The sequence below is a fragment of the Eggerthella guodeyinii genome, assembly GCF_009834925.2.
Lineage (GTDB): Bacteria > Actinomycetota > Coriobacteriia > Coriobacteriales > Eggerthellaceae > Eggerthella > Eggerthella guodeyinii.
This window is the reverse complement of record NZ_CP063310.1, coordinates 1,630,167-1,647,304: the sequence shown is the minus strand read 5'-3', so window position 1 is coordinate 1,647,304 and position 17,138 is coordinate 1,630,167. Positions and strand designations below refer to the sequence as shown.

Genomic DNA, 17,138 nt, shown 5'->3' with positions numbered 1-17,138 from the left:
CCCGAAGAAGAGAAAGGGCCCGGTTTCCCGGGCCCTTTCGTTGGTGCTGAGGTGCGAAGCTTACGCCTTTTCGCCGTGCTTGAGATCGTCCTCGCCCACGATGGTGTGCTTCTCGGGGTCGTACACCAGGCCGCCGTGCTCTTTCCAGAAGAACATGAGCAGCGTCGGGGAAATGCCCTCGATGTTCGCCAGGTACACGTGGATGAACATGAAGCAGATGAAGACGTACATCATGAAGTAGTGGATGATGCGCATCGACATGAGGCCGCCCACCAGATCGGTGCCCGCCGCGAAGAACGCCCAGTTCATCGTCGGAGCCCACAGGGCGAGGCCCGTGTAGAACATCACGATGATGAGGATGGGGATGGCGAGGTAGCTGATCTTCTGCGGCACGCCGAGCTTGGCGCCCAGCGGGTGATCCTTCTTGAAGAACAGGTAGTAGCGGATCCACGCGCCCAGCTGGTGACGGTTGTCAGCCTGCGGCAGCCACGTCTTGTAGTCCGTGACCTGGTAGCGCGTGCCGCCGTCCGGAGCGGACTTCACGAAGAAGGCCATGATCACGCGGACGATGCAGTTGAGGAACAGCACGAAGCCCATGAACACATGGACGCCGCGGGCGATGCCCATGAATCCGGCCCAGAAGGGGAAATGGATGCAGAAGCCCGTGAGGATCAAAAGCAGCATCGCAACGAGGTTGATCCAGTGCGTGATGACGAAGGGCATCGGATGCGCTTCGCGGTAGTGTGCCAAGTGCGCCATGTTACTTCACCCCCCAGGGGCTCGTGACGGTCTCGAAGCTCTTGCCCGTCGCCGGCTCGGTGATGTGCACCGCGCACGCCGTGCAGGGGTCGAAGCTGTGCACCGTGCGCAGCGCGTTGATCGGCTTCTCGATGTCGCCCACCGGGTTGCCGATGAGCGCCTGCTCCATCGGGCCGTGCTCGCCGCTCTCGTTGATCGGAGCGAGGTTCCACGTCGTCGGGATGATGATCTGGTACCCCTCGATCTTGCCGTCCTTGACGCTTTCGGAGTGGTAGAGCGCGCCGCGCGGGGCCTCCCAGAAGCCCGTGCCGGAACCGGTGATGGTGGCAGGCTCGCGGAAGTACTCGCTGTCGCCGCTCTTGAGCGCCTCGATGAGCTCGGCGACCCAGTCCTTCATGAGGCCGGCGATGTAGAGCGTCTCGATCTGGCGGACGGCGGTGCGGCCGAGCGTCGACTGCGCGACGCCGATCTGGCCGGGAGCGCCGAGCGCCTCGAGGAGCCCGTCGACCTGCTCGACGATGAACGGCACGTTGCGCTTGTACGCGGCCAGGATGCGGGAGAGTCCGCCGGCCTCGTAGGGCTTGCCGTCGTACGCGGGGCACTTGACCCACGTGTAGCGGTCCTCGACGTTGTACTCGGTGTACTCGGGCTCCGTGACGAAGTACGGAGACGTGTACGTGGCGTCGCCCTTGTACCAGGAGCGGCCCATGTACTCGGTGATGAGGTCTTCCTGCACGTCGGACAGGTTGAGCTTGTCGTCGATGACGCCCATGGGCAGGTAGCGGTTCGCCATCTGCTCGGTGTAGCTGGCGTAGTCGCCCTGGCCTTCGAACACGCCCCAGGCGACGTAGCGGCCGCAGCCCTTGCCCCAGTTCAGCGCGTCGATGTAGTACGGCGCGATGGCGAGGGTGTCGGGGATCATGGTCGACTCGACCCAGGTGTAGATCTCGTCGACGAGGCCCTTGAGGTCGTCGAGCTTCTGGTCGGTGGGCACGAAGGCCGTGCCGCCCGGGATCAGCGTCATGACGTGGGGCATCTTGCCGCCGATGATGGCGGAGATCTGCGAGGCCTTGGCCTGCATGGTGAGCGCCTCGAGGTAGTGCGCCGTGCAGATGAGGTCGAGCTCGGGCGGCAGCTGGTAAGCCGTGCCCTCCTCGGCGTCGAACCAGTTGCCGGAGAAGATGGACAGCTGGCCGTTGTCCGCGAAGTTCGCCAGACGCTCCTTGAGCGCGACGAAGTCGCTGTTCATGGAGGTGCCGGCAGCCTGAGCAAGGTCGTAGGCATCCGCCGGGTCGGCCTTGAGGGCGTTCAGCGGGTTCACGTAGTCGAGGGCAGCCAGGTTGTAGAACCACAGGATATGGCTGTGCAGGAACTGCGCGCCCTCGAGCAGGTTGCGGATGATGCGCGCGTTGTTCGAGATCTGGATGCCGTAGGCTTTCTCAGCCGCGATGGCGGACGAGTGGGCGTGGGACACCGGGCACACGCCGCAGATACGCTGCACGATCTGCGCCGCGTCCTCGGGCGTGCGGTTCTCGACGACCATTTCCATGCCGCGGAAGCAACCGCCGGACACCCAGGCGTCGGAGACCTTGCCGTTGGTCACTTCCATCTCGACGCGGAGATGGCCTTCGATGCGGGTGATCGGGTCGATGACTGAACGGGTCATAGGGGCTTACCTCCCTTCTTTTTTGTCGTCGTTTTTAAGGTCGGCTTCGTCGTACTTGCCGATGGACTTGTCGGGATGCTTCGCGTCCCAACCGCGCACCTTCTCGAAGTCGGCGCCGCCGTCCATGCGGCCGGTCATCTTCATGCCGAAGCCGTGCACCACGAGGGCCGCGGCGAGGAGGCCGGTGATGCCGAGCGCGATCGTGCCGGGCTGGACCATCCAGTCGCCGATGCGCAGGTCGCGATGACGCTTGTAGAACGGGGTGTTGACCTCGACCCAGTTCTGGCCGGGATCGTTCGGGTTGGCCTCGCAGCAACCGATGCAGGGAGCGCCGGACTGCACGCACCAGCTGCGACGGTTGTTCCACAGCACCACGCCGCAGTTCGACTTCGTCTGCGGGCCGCGGCAGCCGAGCGGGTACAGGCAGTAGCCCTTCGCCTCTTCCTCGGAACCGAACTGGTAGACGAACTCGCCGTTCTCGAAGTGACCGCGACGCTCGCAGTTGTCATGGATCGTCTGGTCGAAGATGCCGGCAGGCTTGTTCTCGCCGTTGAGCGCGGGAAGCTGCTCGAGCAGGATGACGTCCGCCAGGACGGCCACGAGCCACTCGGGGTTGGCCGGGCAGCCGGGAACGTTCACGACCGGCGTCTCGATGCCGGCTTTCTCGAGGAACGCCTGCACGCCGAGCGCGCCCGCCTGGTTGGGGTTGGCGCCCATCCATCCGCCGTTCACTGCGCAGGAACCCAACGCAACCACGGCGTTGGCTTTCTCGGCAGCCTCGATCAGATGCTCCGTACCGGGCTTGTCGGCCACGCGCAGCGCCTGGCCGCCCCAGCCTTCCAGCACGGCACCCTCGTACACGAGGATGTAGTTGCCGGCCTCGATCGTCTGCTCCTTGGCTTCCTCCATCGACCAGCCGGCGGCCGCCGACAGGGTTTCGGAGTAGTTGAGCGAGATCATGTCCAGCACGATCGAAGCCGCATCCGGCGTCTCAACCTGGGCAAACGACTCGGTACAGCCCGTGCACGACGCGCCTTCGATCCAGATAACCGGATACAGCTTGCCCTTCGTTGCGCCGATCACGGATTTCTCGAGGGCCTGCGCCACGCGCGGAGCAGCGAGCTCGGACAATCCGGCCGCGACCGCAACGGCGCCGCAAAGTTTCATGAAGCTGCGGCGGCTTACGCCACGCGCGGAAAGCATGTTCTGAAACTCTGAAACTGTGGCCTCTGTTTCCATGTGCACACCTCCTCAGGTGCTCTCGTCTTCCAATGCTTGCTGATTGTGTATTTTCCACGACTCCAGAAATAAAACGCACAGCGAGAGCGCGAGCGCAACGTTTGACCCGCAAGTGGTGCAAAAATGTTACGGATTGACATTTGCGTAACATGAGTTATACACTTGATTAGCTGGTTTATGCATTTTCATGCAAGAGGACCCCTTTTTCGCCCCTCTGTATGCAGACCGCTCATCCGTGAGAACTCCCGTTGGTTTCTCGTTCACCGCCGTTCATCTTGTCGTGAAGACGGGTATGATAGCACAAGCACCGATAATCGAGAACCCCGATAGAAGGATTGGACCCATGGCTTCAACCGAACCCGTATTCGCCTACCTCGGCCCTGCCGGCACCTACACCGACGAAGCCGCGCGCGCGTTCGCGGCCCGGCTCGGCATCGACGACCCGAACCTGTTCGAATGCGCCTCGTTCGACGAGGTGTTCGACTGCGTCGACCGCGGCAAATGCGAGTTCGGCGTGGTGGCGAAGGAGAACTCCCTCGAAGGGTCCGTCACGGCCACGCTCGACAACTTCTCGTTCAAGAGCTCGGCCACCATCCTCGGCGAAGAGGTCGTCGACATCCACCATTGCCTCATCATGCACCCCGACGCGAAGATCGAGGACATCTCCACGGTGGCCTCGCACGCCCAGGGGCTCGCGCAATGCCGCCGCTTCCTGAGCGAGCGCCTGCCGGGCCGCTCCACCATCACCACGTCGTCCACCGCCGAGAGCGCGCGCCTCGCCGGCGAGAACAAGCACATCGCGAGCATCGCCAACGCGTTCGCCGCCGAGCTGTACGGCGCGCGCGTCGAAGAGCGCGAGATCGAGGACCACTTCGGCAACCAGACGTCGTTCGCGCTCATCGGGCGCCAGGGGCATCCGCCCGTGTTCACCGGCGAGCGCTACAAGACGTCGCTCGCGCTGTTCTTGCAGGTCGACCGCGCCGGCACGCTCAACATGATCCTGTCGGAGTTCGCCTACGCCGGCATCAACCTGTCCATGATCCAATCGCGCCCCACGAAGCAGGCGCTCGGCGACTACATGTTCTTCATCGAGTTCAAGGAGAACGTGAACGACCTGGCCGTGCAGACGGCGCTCAACTGCCTGCGCCTCAAGCTGCGCGAGGTGAAGGTGCTGGGAAGCTATCCTATTATGTAAGCGGTTGCGTGCACGATCGCGAAGGGGGACGCCGAGGCGTCCCCCTTCGTCGCTTCCGGGCATGAGGGGAGGGGCGACGCCCCACCTAGAAGGCGATGATCCCCAAATGCTCGAGCAGAATCTTGAGGCCGATGAGGATGAGCACGATGCCGCCGGCGATGGTGGCCGGCTTCTCGTAGCGGGCACCGAAGCGATGGCCCACCGCCACGCCCACGATGGACAGGATGAACGTCGTCGCGCCGATAAGGCCCACAGACGTGACGATGTCCACGCGCAAGAACGCGAACGTGATGCCCACGGCCAGGGCGTCGATGCTCGTGGCGACGGCCATCATCACGAGCTCGCGCAGGTCGAGCTTGCCGTCGGCCGGGCAGGCTGCGCCCTCGACGTCGTCCTCGTGGAAGGCGTCCCACAGCATCTTTCCGCCGATGATGGCCAGCAGCACGAAGGCGATCCAATGGTCGACCGGCGTGATGTACTTCTCGAACTGCGTGCCCAGCGCCCAGCCGATCAGCGGCATGAGCGCCTGGAAGCCGCCGAAGAACAGCGCGATGACCGCCGCTTGGCGCAGGTTGAGCCGCTTCATGCACAGGCCCTTGCACACCGACACGGCGAACGCGTCCATCGACAACCCTACCGCTATCAAGAACAGCTCTACGAATCCCATGGGTATTCCTCTCGTCCGATGCGACCCCCCTGGCCGCCCCCGCGCTCCGTGCGCGGGCATAAAAATACCGACGCGTACGCGTCGGCTGCATGAGCGGTGCGACGGGTACGCCACACCGCGAGTCTTGTCGTTTAAGGTTGCGCCAGCTTCGCTTGGAAGCAGTATGTTGACGCAGCCACGCCTTCCGGCATCGACTACTCCCCCACGGGATTCGGATATTTTAGCATAAGGGCTGACGCGTGCGCCCATCTTTTTGGGAAGACGGCGATTCAAAATGGCAGAGATCGCGCCTTGTGTATGGATTTCAGCCCGTCTCCGAGCGGCACGGAAACCGCGACCTGGGGTTTTCCTCCCCGAGCACAGCTCTCCGAAGCGAAAATCCGCGCATTCGGCGCGATCTCTGCCACTTCCCGCGGCGGGCGGGGCGCCCTCAGGCGACGAGCGCGCCCAGGTAGGCGGCGGCCGCGCGGTAGAAGGGGTGGCGGGCCTCGGCGGCGAGGCGCTCGGCGAAGGCGGGCATCCAGGCGCGGGCGTGCCCGGAGAGGAAGCGCCCGTAGGCGGCCCCGGGGGAGCCGCCGGGAAGGGCGGCGGCCTCGGGCGCGCCCGCCGGCGCCGTGGCCCCGGCGGCCAGGGAGGCCAGGTAGGACAGCAGCTCGCACTCGGCCGCCACGTGGTCGAGGGGCTCGTTGGTCCCTGCGGGGCGGCCGAGGCCGCAGGAGCGCACGAAGCGCTCGACCTCCATGGAGCGCGGGTTGACGAACAGGAGCGCCTGAACCCCCTCGGCCTCGGCGGCCCACACGCCCTCGTAGGGCGGGCACGCCGGCTCGGGCGCGCCCACGAACAGGCGCGTGGCCTCGCGCCGCAGGCCCTCCCCGGGCGCGGGCGCGCCCCGGCCCCCCGGCAGCGCGAGGCCCAGCGCCGAGGCGACCTCCTCGGCCGCCTCGGCCCACTCGCCGGAGGCGACGGCGCCCTCGAGCTCCTCGCCCGGGTAGCGGAAGCTCAGCGCCGCGAGCTCCCAGGCTGCGGCGCGCACCTGCCAGATCTCATCGTCCATGGTCATTCATCCCTCCCTCACCGGGGAGCGCTTTGCGCACACCCCATTATCCTAACGCGACCCCTCCGTCGGCTTCAGCGGCAGGTACTTGAGGCCCAGCAGCAGGAGCAGCGCGCCCAGGCCGATCACGCCGAGCGCCACGCCGAACTCGATGGGCGTCGGGAAGTACACCATGCCCTGGTAGGCGCTCGCCATGGTGCCGGAGGCGTCCGTCACGGTGTACTGCGTCATGGGGCCGGCGTAGTCGATGTTCGGGATCTGGAAGCCGCCCACGAGCAGCTGGACGCGCTTGCAGAAGATGCCCGCGATGGCCAAGAGCGACGCGACGACGATCAGCGGGCTCGTGCGCAGCCTCGGCGCGAAGCACACGACGGCGCACAGGACGCAGCCGACGACCTCGGTCCAGAAGAACGGGGCGAGCGGGCCGGCCGTGAGCATGCCCACCACCTCGGCGCCCGAGCCGCCCGGGAAGGCGGAGGTCAACAGGTCGCAGCCGAAGAAGTACAGGTCGACGAGCACGAAGGCGCCCAGCATCTTGGCGAGCTTGACGACGTTGGCCTGGTCGAGCTCCAGGTAGCCGGCCTTGCGAAGCGCGATGACGACGACCAGCACGAGCGCCACGCCGCACACGAGCGCGGAGGACACGAACCACGGGGCCAGAAGCGCGGTGTGCCAGAGCTCGCGGGCCTGCTGCAGCCCGAAGATCCAGGCGGTCACCGAGTGGACCAGCACGGCGCACACGAGGGCCACCACGCTGATGACGCGCAGCGCGGCCGCCGACACCTTGCCCGCCTCGGCGCGAAGCGTCGCCCAGAGGTAGACGACGGACAGGATCAGGTACGCGCCCAGCACGAGGATGTCCCACATGAGCGGCGAGCCCAGGTTGGAGTACGCGAACAGCTCCCACAGGCGGGCGGGCTGCCCGAGGTCCACCACGACGAACCCGACGGCGAGCACCGTGCAGCAGATCGACGTCCACACGGCCACCTTGCTGATGCCGCCGAAGCCGGCCATCCCGAAGGCGCGCGGCACCGACGAGATGATCAGGCCGCCCGCGGACAAACCCACGAGGAACATGAACATCGTGATGTAGAGCCCCCACGAGTCGAGGTTGCGCATGCCGGTCTGCACGAGGCCGCCGGAGAGCTGGACGCCCCACAGCGCGACGCCCGCGGCCGCGACCACGGCGGCCACCGCGATGCCGATATTCAGCCCCCTGCCCCCGAACCGGGCAGCAGGAGCCTTGGCGACTTGCGCCGCCGATACGTTCTCAGACATGTCGTTCTCCTTATCTCCCTAGACGAGGTAGTAGACGGAGGGGTTCGTGCCCTTCTCCGGAAGCAGCTGCATATGCTCGCGCTCCCGAACAAGCCGCGACACCTCGGAATCGGGATCGTCGAGATCGCCGAAGTGGCGCGCACGGGCCGGACATGCGGCTATGCAGGCCGGCTCCAGCCCTTCGCTCACCCTGTGATTGCACAGGGTGCACTTCTCCACCGTATGTTTTTGATGCTCGGGCACAGTACCACCGACAGGAAAATCGATGGCATATTGCGGTTCTTCCCAGTTGAACGAGCGCACGCCGGTGTACGGGCACGCCGCCATGCACATGCGGCAGCCGATGCACTTGTCGTAGTCCTGTCGCACGATGCCGGTCTCGGCATCCTTGAAGGTGGCGCCGACCGGACACACCTTCACGCAGGCTGGGTTCTCGCAGTGCTGGCAATTGACCGGCAAATAGCTCATTGCGTTGTTCGGCCATTTTCCCGAGGGAACATCCATCTGCCCCCCACCGTCGGTCAAGATTCGATTCCACCACAGATCTCTTGGTAGATTGTTTTCATGTTTGCACGCTACGGCGCACGTATGACACCCGATGCATCGCGAAGTATCGATCGCCATCCCCAAACGCATGGCTACCCCTCCTTCTTCACTTGGACGCGTATGTCGTAAAAGTTATAATTGACCGACATCGGATTGACTTTCACGTGACTCAGTTCTTGATAGCATCCCTTGATGAACTGATTGCGCTGCCAACCTTTAGGCATCCAAGCGATGCCGTCCTGCAATCCCCCATGGATACGGCAGCGGACTTTGACGGATCCTCGGTCATTGTACACACATACGATTTCACCTTCGGCGATATTACGGGCAGCAGCTTCGTTTTCGCTGAGATACACGAGCGGTTCAGGCATTAATTCGTTCATACTCTCGTTGCCGAACCATTGCGTATGGGTCATCCAACGACTGTGAACTTGCAAGAATTGAAGAGGGTATGTTTTCGCCAGCTCTTCATCGGCCACCTCAAGCGTTGGCTCCCAATACGGCAGTCGCTCTTTATCCTCGTAATCGGCCCAGTCCTGACCGAAATCATACCGAGGAGCGGGATGCTCGCAGTAGAGCTCCACCAGGCCGGAATCCGTAGGAAATGATTTTTCGCTCTGCACGAAAAGCCGTCCCTTCTCACCAACCAATCGTATGGCTTTCTCCTTTTTCAAACGATCATACGTAATCCCGTTTTGAGCGAGATCTTTCGAGTCCATGATGAGTTCAATCCATTCAGCAGCGGATTTTCGAGGAACTTCCTTTTCCAAACCCATCGCATGAGCGATACCGGTGAATATTTCGAAATCAGTCCGGCTTTCGAAAAGAGAATCGACGGCTTTTTCGGAAATGGCAAGATAGGGATTGCCGTTATTGATTCGGATATCCTCCTGCTCAAGCCAAAAACTTACCGGCAATACGATATCGGCATACCGAGCACTATCAGTGAACTCGATGTCCATGGCCACTACGTACTCAAGATTCGGAAGCACTTCGTTGAGATAGGAATTCTGATCGGGCTCATTAGATAGAGTATTCGCATTCGTGATGATCATGGCTTTGATGGGGAACGCTTTACCTTGGTACTCCCCGCTGATGATGACATCCCTCATTGCATTCGGAACAAGATCGCTGGATACACTTTTCCCGTCGACCGTAGTCCATTCGCCATTAGTGCTTACGTGCAAACCGCTGTTCCAAAGGCTTCCATAGGTGGCACCATGCTTGCCAACATTTCCCGTGATCGCGGAAAGCATCGCAGCCGCATAAGACCATAGGTGACCATTCCAATAATGATCGATACCGTACATGCCTGCAAGCCAGAGAGGGCCACCGCATGTATAGCATTCGTACAAGTAGTCCATATTCTCCATGCTTATACCGCATTCGTCGGCAGCGCGCTCGAACGAGAATTCTCCGACCCGATCTTTCAGCAAGCTGAACACCGTATCCACCTGAACGCCATTAACCTCGAAGCTCCCAAACAGAGCAGGAGATTCACATTCGCTCATGAGTTTTGGCTCATTCGTCTCTTCATCCCATACATAGAAATCATCGATGCGCTCATCGTCACCGGCAGCTGCGCGAGCGGCGATGAGCTGGGCGTATTCCGATGTCCCTTCCTCGCTGCTCGAAAGCATTGCTTTGAGATCGGCATCGAAATCAGATTTCCTCAACAGCTCTTTAGTGTCGCGGCGAACCAAACACGGAGCAGTGCTGCGAGATCTGCAGAACTCCGGATCGTATTCAGCTTTTTCGATCACTTTGTTGAGGAGGGCCAGGGCAATGAGAGTATCTGTGCCGGCTTTAACTGGTATGTACTTGTCAGCCTGAGCCGCCGTCGCGGAGAACACAGGATCGACGACCACGATCTTCGCTCCCGCATCGCGCGCAGCCAAGAAGCAACGCCACGTTTGAGGACTTGCCCATACCGGGTTAAACCCCCACACGAGAATAGTTTTTGCATTGACGGCATCCGCCGTTTCGTTCGTGCAGAACGTACCGAGAACCCTGAATGCAGAATACTCGAACGCCTGATCGATGCTGAAACCCTGCAACGTTGCCTGCGTGGCATTTGCGAAACGTGCAACAAACGACCCCGCCCCATTGAGCGCGCATCCGTTTCCATTCAATCTCGACACAGCAAGAGCCTGGTTGCCGTACTTGCTTTGGATATCTTTTAACGTGCGCCCTACTTCCTCAAGCGCCTCATCCCAGCTGATGCGCTCCCACTGGTCGCCGCCCCGTTCTCCGACCCGACGCAGCGGATATTTCACGCGCTTGTCGCTGTACGTGCGCTCTTGCATCGAAAGACCACGCAGACAACAACCCGAATACAACTCCGTCTCGTAGGCTTTGGGTGTTAGCTTCACCACTCGGTTATCGCGAACATGAACATTGAACAAGCAAGCTTGCGAGCAATTAGAGCGGCAAACCGTAGTGGAGATCGCATCCTCGCTTGCTTCCGTCGAGCCATCCTCGAACTGCACCGCCAGGGCCGTCAAAGTGGGTGCGGCGGCGCCCGTCAGGGCGGCGGCGCCTGCTACGGCTCCGGTGGTTTTCAGAAAACTTCTGCGGGTGAGCCCGGCGCGCGGGCTCGTCGTTTCTGACATCTCTCCTCCTCAAAGATCAGTCAGGATGTTCGCGCTTGCTTCCCCCGTGGACTTCGGCTGCGCAACCGCCGCCTTTGGCGCGAACGCACGGTGAACATCCCTGCACTTCCCTACGCAGAATCGGCCAGATCCTTCGAGTTGTCATGTTATCATATTGTACTAGTTCAATGCAATTAAGTTGATTGTTCTATCTGAGGGATAATACAGGTGCGAGCGCCCGCAGCTGATACGGCGAGGGCGCTCGACAAGCGAGCGCCCTCGTGCGTTACACGGCAGGAAGGAGGCCTCGCCCCCGTCCCGCTGCCTCATTCCCCTTTGAACAGCTTGCTCACGTCGAAGCCGTCCGCGAGGCTGCTGGGCGCGAGCAGCACGCCCTTGCCATCCTTCGCGCCCTCGTAGGCCAGGTTCATCGCGCGCAGCTGCATGGCCTTGGGGTTGCGGTCGTACACCTCGGCAGCCTCGACGAACATCTCGGAGATGTCCTTCTCCACCTCGGCCAGGATGGCGCGCGCGTTGCGCTCGCGCTCGGCCTGGGCCTCCTTCGACAGCGCGTCCTGCAGCTCGCGCGGCACCATGATGTCGCGGATCTCCACGCTCATGACCGTGATCCCCCACTGCTCGCACTTCGCGCCCATGATCTCCTGCAGCTCGCGGTCGATCTGCTTGCGGCGCAGCGACAGGTCGGCCAGGTTCAGCTGGCCGATGGCGTCGCGCATGGCCGTCTGCGCCGACCACAGCACCGCCTTCGGGTAGTTCTCCACCTCGAGGCACGCCTTCTCGGCGTCCCACACCATCCAGAAGAGGATGGCGTCCACGTCAACCGGCACGAGGTCGGCCGTCAGCGCCGCCTCGGCCGAGAACGACGAGGTCATCACGCGATGGTCGATGTGGATGGCCGTGTATTCCACGAACGGGACGAGCACGTAGAGCCCCGGCCCCGCCACGCGGCTGAAACGGCCGAGGCGCAGCACCGCAACCCGCTCCCACTGCGGCGCGACGCGGATGCAGCCGGCGCACAGCAGGCCCGCCGCCACTGCGGCGACCACCGTGCCCACCGACAGCCACGGCAGCGTCGCCGCGAACACGATGCCGAAGCCGACCGCGAACACGACGAGCGAGAACAGGTACACCCCCGCGCGCGTCGCCTCGTTCGGCTCCAGCTCGGTGGACGCCACCGAGCGGCGCTCGTCGTCCTTGGATTTCGACGTCTTGGTCCTATCGCTTCTCAGGCTGAACTTCATACCCTACCCTTCCAACGCTTCGAGCCGCTTCTCCACGAGCTCGACGATATCCGCGCGCGGCACGCCGAGTTCGCGGCACTGCTGGATGAACACGTCCGCCAGCGAGTCCACGGCGTTGTCCGCCGTCTCGCTGGCGCTTCGGTACTTGTCGTGCACGAAGGTCCCCCGGCCCCGCTTCGACACGATGTAGCCGTCCCGCTCGATGTCCTGGTACACCTTGCTCACCGTGTTGTAGTTGATCCCCAGGTCGACGGCCATCTCGCGCACGGTGGGAAGCTTGTCGCCGCACGCGTAGTACCCCGAGGTGATCAGGTAGATCAAGCGGTTGCGCAGCTGCAGCCAGATGGGGATGCCGCTGTCGTCGTCGATGGTGATCTGTATGGTTTTGCTTTCAGTCGTCACGCTATCCTGCAATCATGTCGTCCAACTCGTACCTGTCCTGCCGACTCATCATATCGCACCGAGCGCGAGCGGCGTGAAGAACGCTGCGGCCACGATGCAATACCTCAGAAGAAGTCCACCGACCAGCACGCCGAGCGACGACCCCAGCATGGCCGCGCGCTCCGGCAGCAGGCTCCCCGCCGCATGCGCGGCAAGCGGCAGGGCGAGGCCGACCGCGCACACGCCGCCCCAGAACGCCGGGGCGAGCGCGCCGCTCAGCAGCAGCTCGCACGACGCGCGCGCCGTGTCCGTGAAGCCGCTCTGCACCACGAGGAACACCGCGAGCACCGCCGCCTCGACGCAGCCGAGCACCGCGCCCGCCCGCCACAGGCCTCGCGACACCGCGTACGACGGCGGCGCGAGGGCCGCATCGAGCGCCACGATGGCCGCGATGCCGCACGACAGCGACGATGCGACGAACAGCGCGATGAGCCACGGCGTGTGCCAGAAGTCGATCGACACCAGGTCCGACAGCAGCAGCCCCGTGTAGCCCATCACCCCGAGCGCGCACGGCACCCCGACGGCGCAGCACGCCCCCAGCAGCGACCGCGGAACCTCGCTGACCGTCAAGCCGAGCGCTGCCACCGCGCCCGACACCGCCACGAGCAGCGCGACGAGCCACGCGCCCACCGACATCACCGACTGCAAAGGCGTCGCGAGCACGAGCCACGCGCGCTGGGCGTTTCCGAGGTCGAGCAGCAGGAACAGCGCCGCGAGCACCACGAGGCAAGGCGCCGCGTAGAAGCCCGCCTGGCAGGTGCGCGCCAACCGCTCGCTCGCGTCGCTTCGGCGCACGGCGTCCCACGCGCACGCGCAGGCCGCCGCGCAGAACGCGCCGGCGCCCGCTCCCGCCAGGAACAGGTACGCTACGATGTACCAGCCGAATACCACGGTACTCCCCCTGCCGCACCTCCACGCGCCCGCCGAACCGCGGCGAGCACCCTTTCGTCAGTATATCATAGGATATTAGTTCAATCTTTGAGAAGGAGGAGGGGTCGGCCTCGCTCTCGACAGCGAGACGCACCGTGCCAACCGGTTCCTGAGTTATGCACCCTCGCGGCAGTCCTTTTCGCCGCCACTGCGCACGTTCGAACAAAAGCGATCGAAGAAACGCCTGGTAGATAGCGCGTGCTTGGTAAGCGTGCCATTGTTGATCCCGGTTCGAGGGTGCATAACTCGGGGACATGGCAATTTTCGAGCGAATTCATTGCCACGAGGGTGCATAACTCAAGGACATGGCTGCGAGAAGCGGGTTCTGCCCTCGGTCTCGGGAAAGAGCCGTGAGCGAAGGTGCGCGATCGCCGATCCGGGATCGGCTCCACCGATGCGACGATTCTGCACACGCCGCATACGATCCCTACGCGAAGAACACGTCGCCTTCGCGGCGGAAGAAGCCTTCGGCCACAAGGTCGGACACGATGGAGTCGAACGTGGCGGCGTCCACGCCGTCGCGCCCGGCGGCGCGCTCGAACGCGTCGAGGCGCTCGGCCAGCTCATCGGCGCCGAGGCCTGGCTCGGCCAGAACCGTGCGCACGAGCTCGGCGCGCTTCTGGCGACGCGAGCCCTCGAAAGCCGACTGGCGGGCGTAGTGGGCGCTGCGGCGCGAGGGGTTCGCGACGAGCGTCTTGAGGTGCGCGCCGTAGTCGAGCAGCGCGTAGTACCACGCCCGCGCGTCGTCGTCGGGGCAGGTGGACGCCACGAGCGGCGCCAGCTCGCGGTCGGGCACCTTGTCGCGGTCGGGGAACAGCTCGTGGAGGAACACCGTGCGCACGTTCGTCTCGATGTACACCGACGGCCGGTTGTAGGCGAACGCCATGACGCCCGCCGCCGTGGCGGGCCCGATGCCGGGAAGCGCCTCGAGCTCCTCGGCGGTGGCGGGCAGCCGCCCTCCCCGCTCGGCGGAGCACGTCTCGGCCGCCCGCTTGAGCGCGAGGGCCCGGCGGTTGTACCCCAGGCCCTGCCACTGCGCCAGCACGTCGGCCGTGCCGGCCGCCGCCAGGGAGTCGATCGTGGGAAACAGCGAGAGGAAGCGCGTCCAGTGCTTCTCGACGCGCGCCACCTGGGTCTGCTGCAGCATGACCTCGCTGACCAGCACGGCGTAGGGGTCCTCGATGTAGCGCCACGGCAAGTCGCGGTGAAGCCGCGCGCCCTCGCGCCGCACGAGCTCCACGAACGCGTCGCGACCGAGCGCGTCGGACGGCCATGCCTCCGGAGCGGTGCCCGCTACGCGCACGACTCGCACACGTCCGCATCGGCATCGACGCCGCCCGCCGCGCCGGGCGCGTCCGCGACGATGCGCGGCGTCGGCGCCGCGCACTTGGCGGCGCAGCGGGCGGCCGTCGGGACGACCTCGATGTTCTTCGCCTTCGTCATGGCCGCCTCCACCACCGGGTGCGACGCCCCCTGCTCGATGAGATCCTGCAGGGTGATGGCGCCGAAGTAGGCGTTCAGCAGCTGGTCGGCTCCCTGCCACAGCTTGTTGTAGGCGCAATCCTTCTGCTTGTCGCAGTACTCCGGGTCCATCACGCACAGCGAGATGCTCACCGGGCCCTGCACCGCTTCGAGCACCTCGAGCAGCGTCACGGAGGCCGGGTCGCAATTGAGCGCGAGGCCGCCGCGGGCGCCGCGCACCGTCTTGATGAGCCCGCCCTTCACGAGGTCGTGCTGGATGCTGCGCGCGAAGGCGTACGGGATATCCTCCTGCTCGGCGATGTCGGACACCGACACGTAGGACTCGCCGCTTCTGTAGGCGGCCCTCAGTATCCTGCAGGCATAATCGCAACGGCGCGTGACGTCCATCAGTTTCCCTCTTCCCCGGTGAGCAGGTCTTCCAGATGTTCCAACTCGCGCCTGAAGTCGCTCACGACCGCCTCTTCGAGCGCGCGGTACTCCTCGGAGTCGAGCGGCTGGTAGGCCGCCAGCTTGTCGTACAGGTTGTCCGCCGTCACCGGCAGGTAGCGGCGCGCGACGAGGCTGGCCTTGTAGGCCTCCTCGATGGCCTCGCGGGCGGCCATGTACATGTCGTAGCGCGGCATCTGCGACGAGAAGCGCACGAGCGACGCGCGGTCGATGCCGCGCAGCGACGGATGCTCGCGGGCGATCTCCATCCAGATGTCGTCGCGCTCGGACACCGTGGGGAAGTCGATGTCGATCACCGACAGCGGCTCCAGGAGATCGTAGAAGAACGGGTCGATCTCCCCCGCCTCGGACGACGACGCCAGCACGAACACGTCGGGGTTCTCCACGGCCGAGCGGATGAGGCTGATGGCCTCGCGCGCGCCGCGCGACAGGCTGGCCATGAGGAAGCCGCCCAGGTCGTCGCCGGTCGACTCCACCATGGGGGACATCCACAGATCGAGGTCCTCCAGCATGAGCACGCCCGCACCCTCGAAGGCGTTGCGCGCCGCGTTGAGCTTCGGCTGGCGGTCGGCCTGCGCCATGACGCACAGCACCGGCATGCCCTGGAGGTTCTCCTCCATGCGCATGCGGATGGCCGGCAGCCCCAGCTCGCCGAGCGTGGCGGTCATGAAGCGGTTCGCGTCCTCGCGCGCCGGCGAGCGGAACAGCAGCGCGTCGGACGCCGGCATGCGGTCGAGGCCGTGGCGCGCGTTCAGCAGCTCGACGAGCTCCTGGAAGCGGTCGTCGTGCTGCATGCCCACGCCGAAGTCGCGCATGAGCTTCACGGTTTCGTCGTAGCCCACGAGCTCGCGGTACGAGATGCTCTCGATCGACGACACCACCGCATGCGCGTCGGGGTCGTCCCCGCACGACCGGATGGCCTCGGCGAGCGACTTCTCCACCTCGGCGATCGAGGGGGTCTCCTGCTCGTCGGCCGCGTTCTCCTCCGCAGGGGCGCTCTCGGCGGCCCGGGCCGCCGACTCGGCGGCGGGCGCCGAGGACGGCTCGGTGACGTGCTCCACCCGCATGAGGCGCGCGGCGTCCAAGCCCAGGAAGTCCTGGGAGATCATGTCGGTCATGTCTTCGAGATCCTCGCGCGTGAGGCCGTACTCCTCCAGCTTGTCGAGGGCGAGACTCTGCAGCTGCTCGGCGCAGGCCGCGGCCTCGTCCGAGGACAGGTAGGGCTCGAGGCGCTCGAACGCGTATTCGGCGATGGAGCGTTCCTTGAGCTTGCAGGCCAGCTGCCACGCCTGCTTGAGGCCCTCGAGGGCCGCCTCGTCGGGCGCCGCGCCGCCGCCGTGCTGGGCGCGTTCGAACGCCGCCAAGTAGAGGTGCATGCCGAGGACCGCGTCGCCCGAGGCGCACGCCTGGGATGCGAGCCGCAGGTACTCGGTCGAGGAATTGCTGTGCTCGTCGTTCTGGCTGGGCGAGCTGTTCGCATCGTTCTCAAACATGGACCCAACCTCCTTTTCAAAGAATCCGCTTATCAGCGGTCGAAATGCATATGTTCAGGTCACATTTTACCGAAGTTGGGGGCCGACG

Annotated in this window: 15 protein-coding genes; 1 reads left to right on the top strand and 14 read right to left on the bottom strand. The window is 64.4% G+C overall.

Annotation, left to right across the window (positions count from 1 at the left end; all coding sequences use genetic code 11):
- Window positions 1–60 precede the first annotated feature (60 nt).
- From GS424_RS06750 to GS424_RS06740, 3 genes are read right to left on the bottom strand one after another with little or no spacing between them, the layout of a single operon-like run.
- Window positions 61–759 carry a cytochrome b/b6 domain-containing protein gene (locus GS424_RS06750; protein WP_160941849.1) on the bottom strand — a complete coding sequence of 233 codons (699 nt, stop codon included), beginning with the start codon at window positions 757–759 and terminating at the stop codon, window positions 61–63.
- 1 nt (window position 760) lies between these two features.
- On the bottom strand, window positions 761–2,425 hold the full coding sequence (locus tag GS424_RS06745) for a nickel-dependent hydrogenase large subunit (protein ID WP_160941850.1): 1,665 nt from the start codon (window positions 2,423–2,425) through the stop codon (window positions 761–763).
- A 6-nt stretch (window positions 2,426–2,431) separates the two neighbouring features.
- On the bottom strand, window positions 2,432–3,664 hold the full coding sequence (locus GS424_RS06740; protein WP_160941851.1) for a hydrogenase small subunit: 1,233 nt from the start codon (window positions 3,662–3,664) through the stop codon (window positions 2,432–2,434).
- 343 nt (window positions 3,665–4,007) lie between these two features.
- Here GS424_RS06740 and pheA point away from each other — a divergent pair, with 343 nt between their 5' ends.
- On the top strand, window positions 4,008–4,859 hold the full coding sequence (gene pheA / locus GS424_RS06735; protein ID WP_154334111.1) for a prephenate dehydratase: 852 nt from the start codon (window positions 4,008–4,010) through the stop codon (window positions 4,857–4,859).
- An 85-nt stretch (window positions 4,860–4,944) separates the two neighbouring features.
- On the opposite strand, the gene GS424_RS06730 is transcribed toward pheA, so the two are convergent.
- The 11 genes from GS424_RS06730 to GS424_RS06680 all read right to left on the bottom strand — a co-directional run bounded on the left by GS424_RS06730 (window position 4,945) and on the right by GS424_RS06680 (window position 17,050).
- Window positions 4,945–5,526 carry a manganese efflux pump MntP gene (locus GS424_RS06730; protein WP_160941852.1) on the bottom strand — a complete coding sequence of 194 codons (582 nt, stop codon included), beginning with the start codon at window positions 5,524–5,526 and terminating at the stop codon, window positions 4,945–4,947.
- A gap of 430 nt (window positions 5,527–5,956) precedes the next feature.
- On the bottom strand, window positions 5,957–6,586 hold the full coding sequence (locus GS424_RS06725; RefSeq protein WP_193666555.1) for a TorD/DmsD family molecular chaperone: 630 nt from the start codon (window positions 6,584–6,586) through the stop codon (window positions 5,957–5,959).
- Window positions 6,587–6,631: 45 nt separating this feature from the next.
- A complete protein-coding gene (gene nrfD / locus GS424_RS06720) occupies window positions 6,632–7,858 on the bottom strand; it encodes an NrfD/PsrC family molybdoenzyme membrane anchor subunit (protein ID WP_160943289.1) in 1,227 nt (408 codons plus the stop codon).
- An 18-nt stretch (window positions 7,859–7,876) separates the two neighbouring features.
- A complete protein-coding gene (locus tag GS424_RS06715) occupies window positions 7,877–8,494 on the bottom strand; it encodes a 4Fe-4S dicluster domain-containing protein (protein ID WP_160943288.1) in 618 nt (205 codons plus the stop codon).
- A gap of 2 nt (window positions 8,495–8,496) precedes the next feature.
- Entirely contained in the window at window positions 8,497–11,016 is a 2,520-nt protein-coding gene (locus GS424_RS06710; RefSeq protein ID WP_160943287.1) for a molybdopterin-containing oxidoreductase family protein, read from the bottom strand.
- 305 nt (window positions 11,017–11,321) lie between these two features.
- Entirely contained in the window at window positions 11,322–12,257 is a 936-nt protein-coding gene (locus tag GS424_RS06705) for a slipin family protein (RefSeq protein WP_160943286.1), read from the bottom strand.
- 3 nt (window positions 12,258–12,260) lie between these two features.
- A complete protein-coding gene (locus GS424_RS06700; protein ID WP_244977698.1) occupies window positions 12,261–12,659 on the bottom strand; it encodes a GntR family transcriptional regulator in 399 nt (132 codons plus the stop codon).
- A gap of 48 nt (window positions 12,660–12,707) precedes the next feature.
- A complete protein-coding gene (nrfD, locus tag GS424_RS06695; protein WP_160943285.1) occupies window positions 12,708–13,589 on the bottom strand; it encodes an NrfD/PsrC family molybdoenzyme membrane anchor subunit in 882 nt (293 codons plus the stop codon).
- A gap of 466 nt (window positions 13,590–14,055) precedes the next feature.
- Window positions 14,056–14,931: an HhH-GPD family protein gene (locus GS424_RS06690; protein WP_160943295.1), complete on the bottom strand. Its 876-nt coding sequence runs from the start codon at window positions 14,929–14,931 to the stop codon at window positions 14,056–14,058.
- Complete coding sequence (locus tag GS424_RS06685; protein ID WP_160943284.1) at window positions 14,922–15,497, bottom strand: RrF2 family transcriptional regulator; 576 nt, start codon at window positions 15,495–15,497, stop codon at window positions 14,922–14,924. Before GS424_RS06685 ends, GS424_RS06690 begins: the two co-directional genes overlap by 10 nt.
- Window positions 15,497–17,050 (bottom strand): ribonucleotide reductase subunit alpha, encoded by a 1,554-nt coding sequence (locus GS424_RS06680; RefSeq protein ID WP_160943283.1) that lies wholly within the window; start codon window positions 17,048–17,050, stop codon window positions 15,497–15,499. Before GS424_RS06680 ends, GS424_RS06685 begins: the two co-directional genes overlap by 1 nt.
- Between the last annotated feature and the right edge of the window lie 88 nt (window positions 17,051–17,138).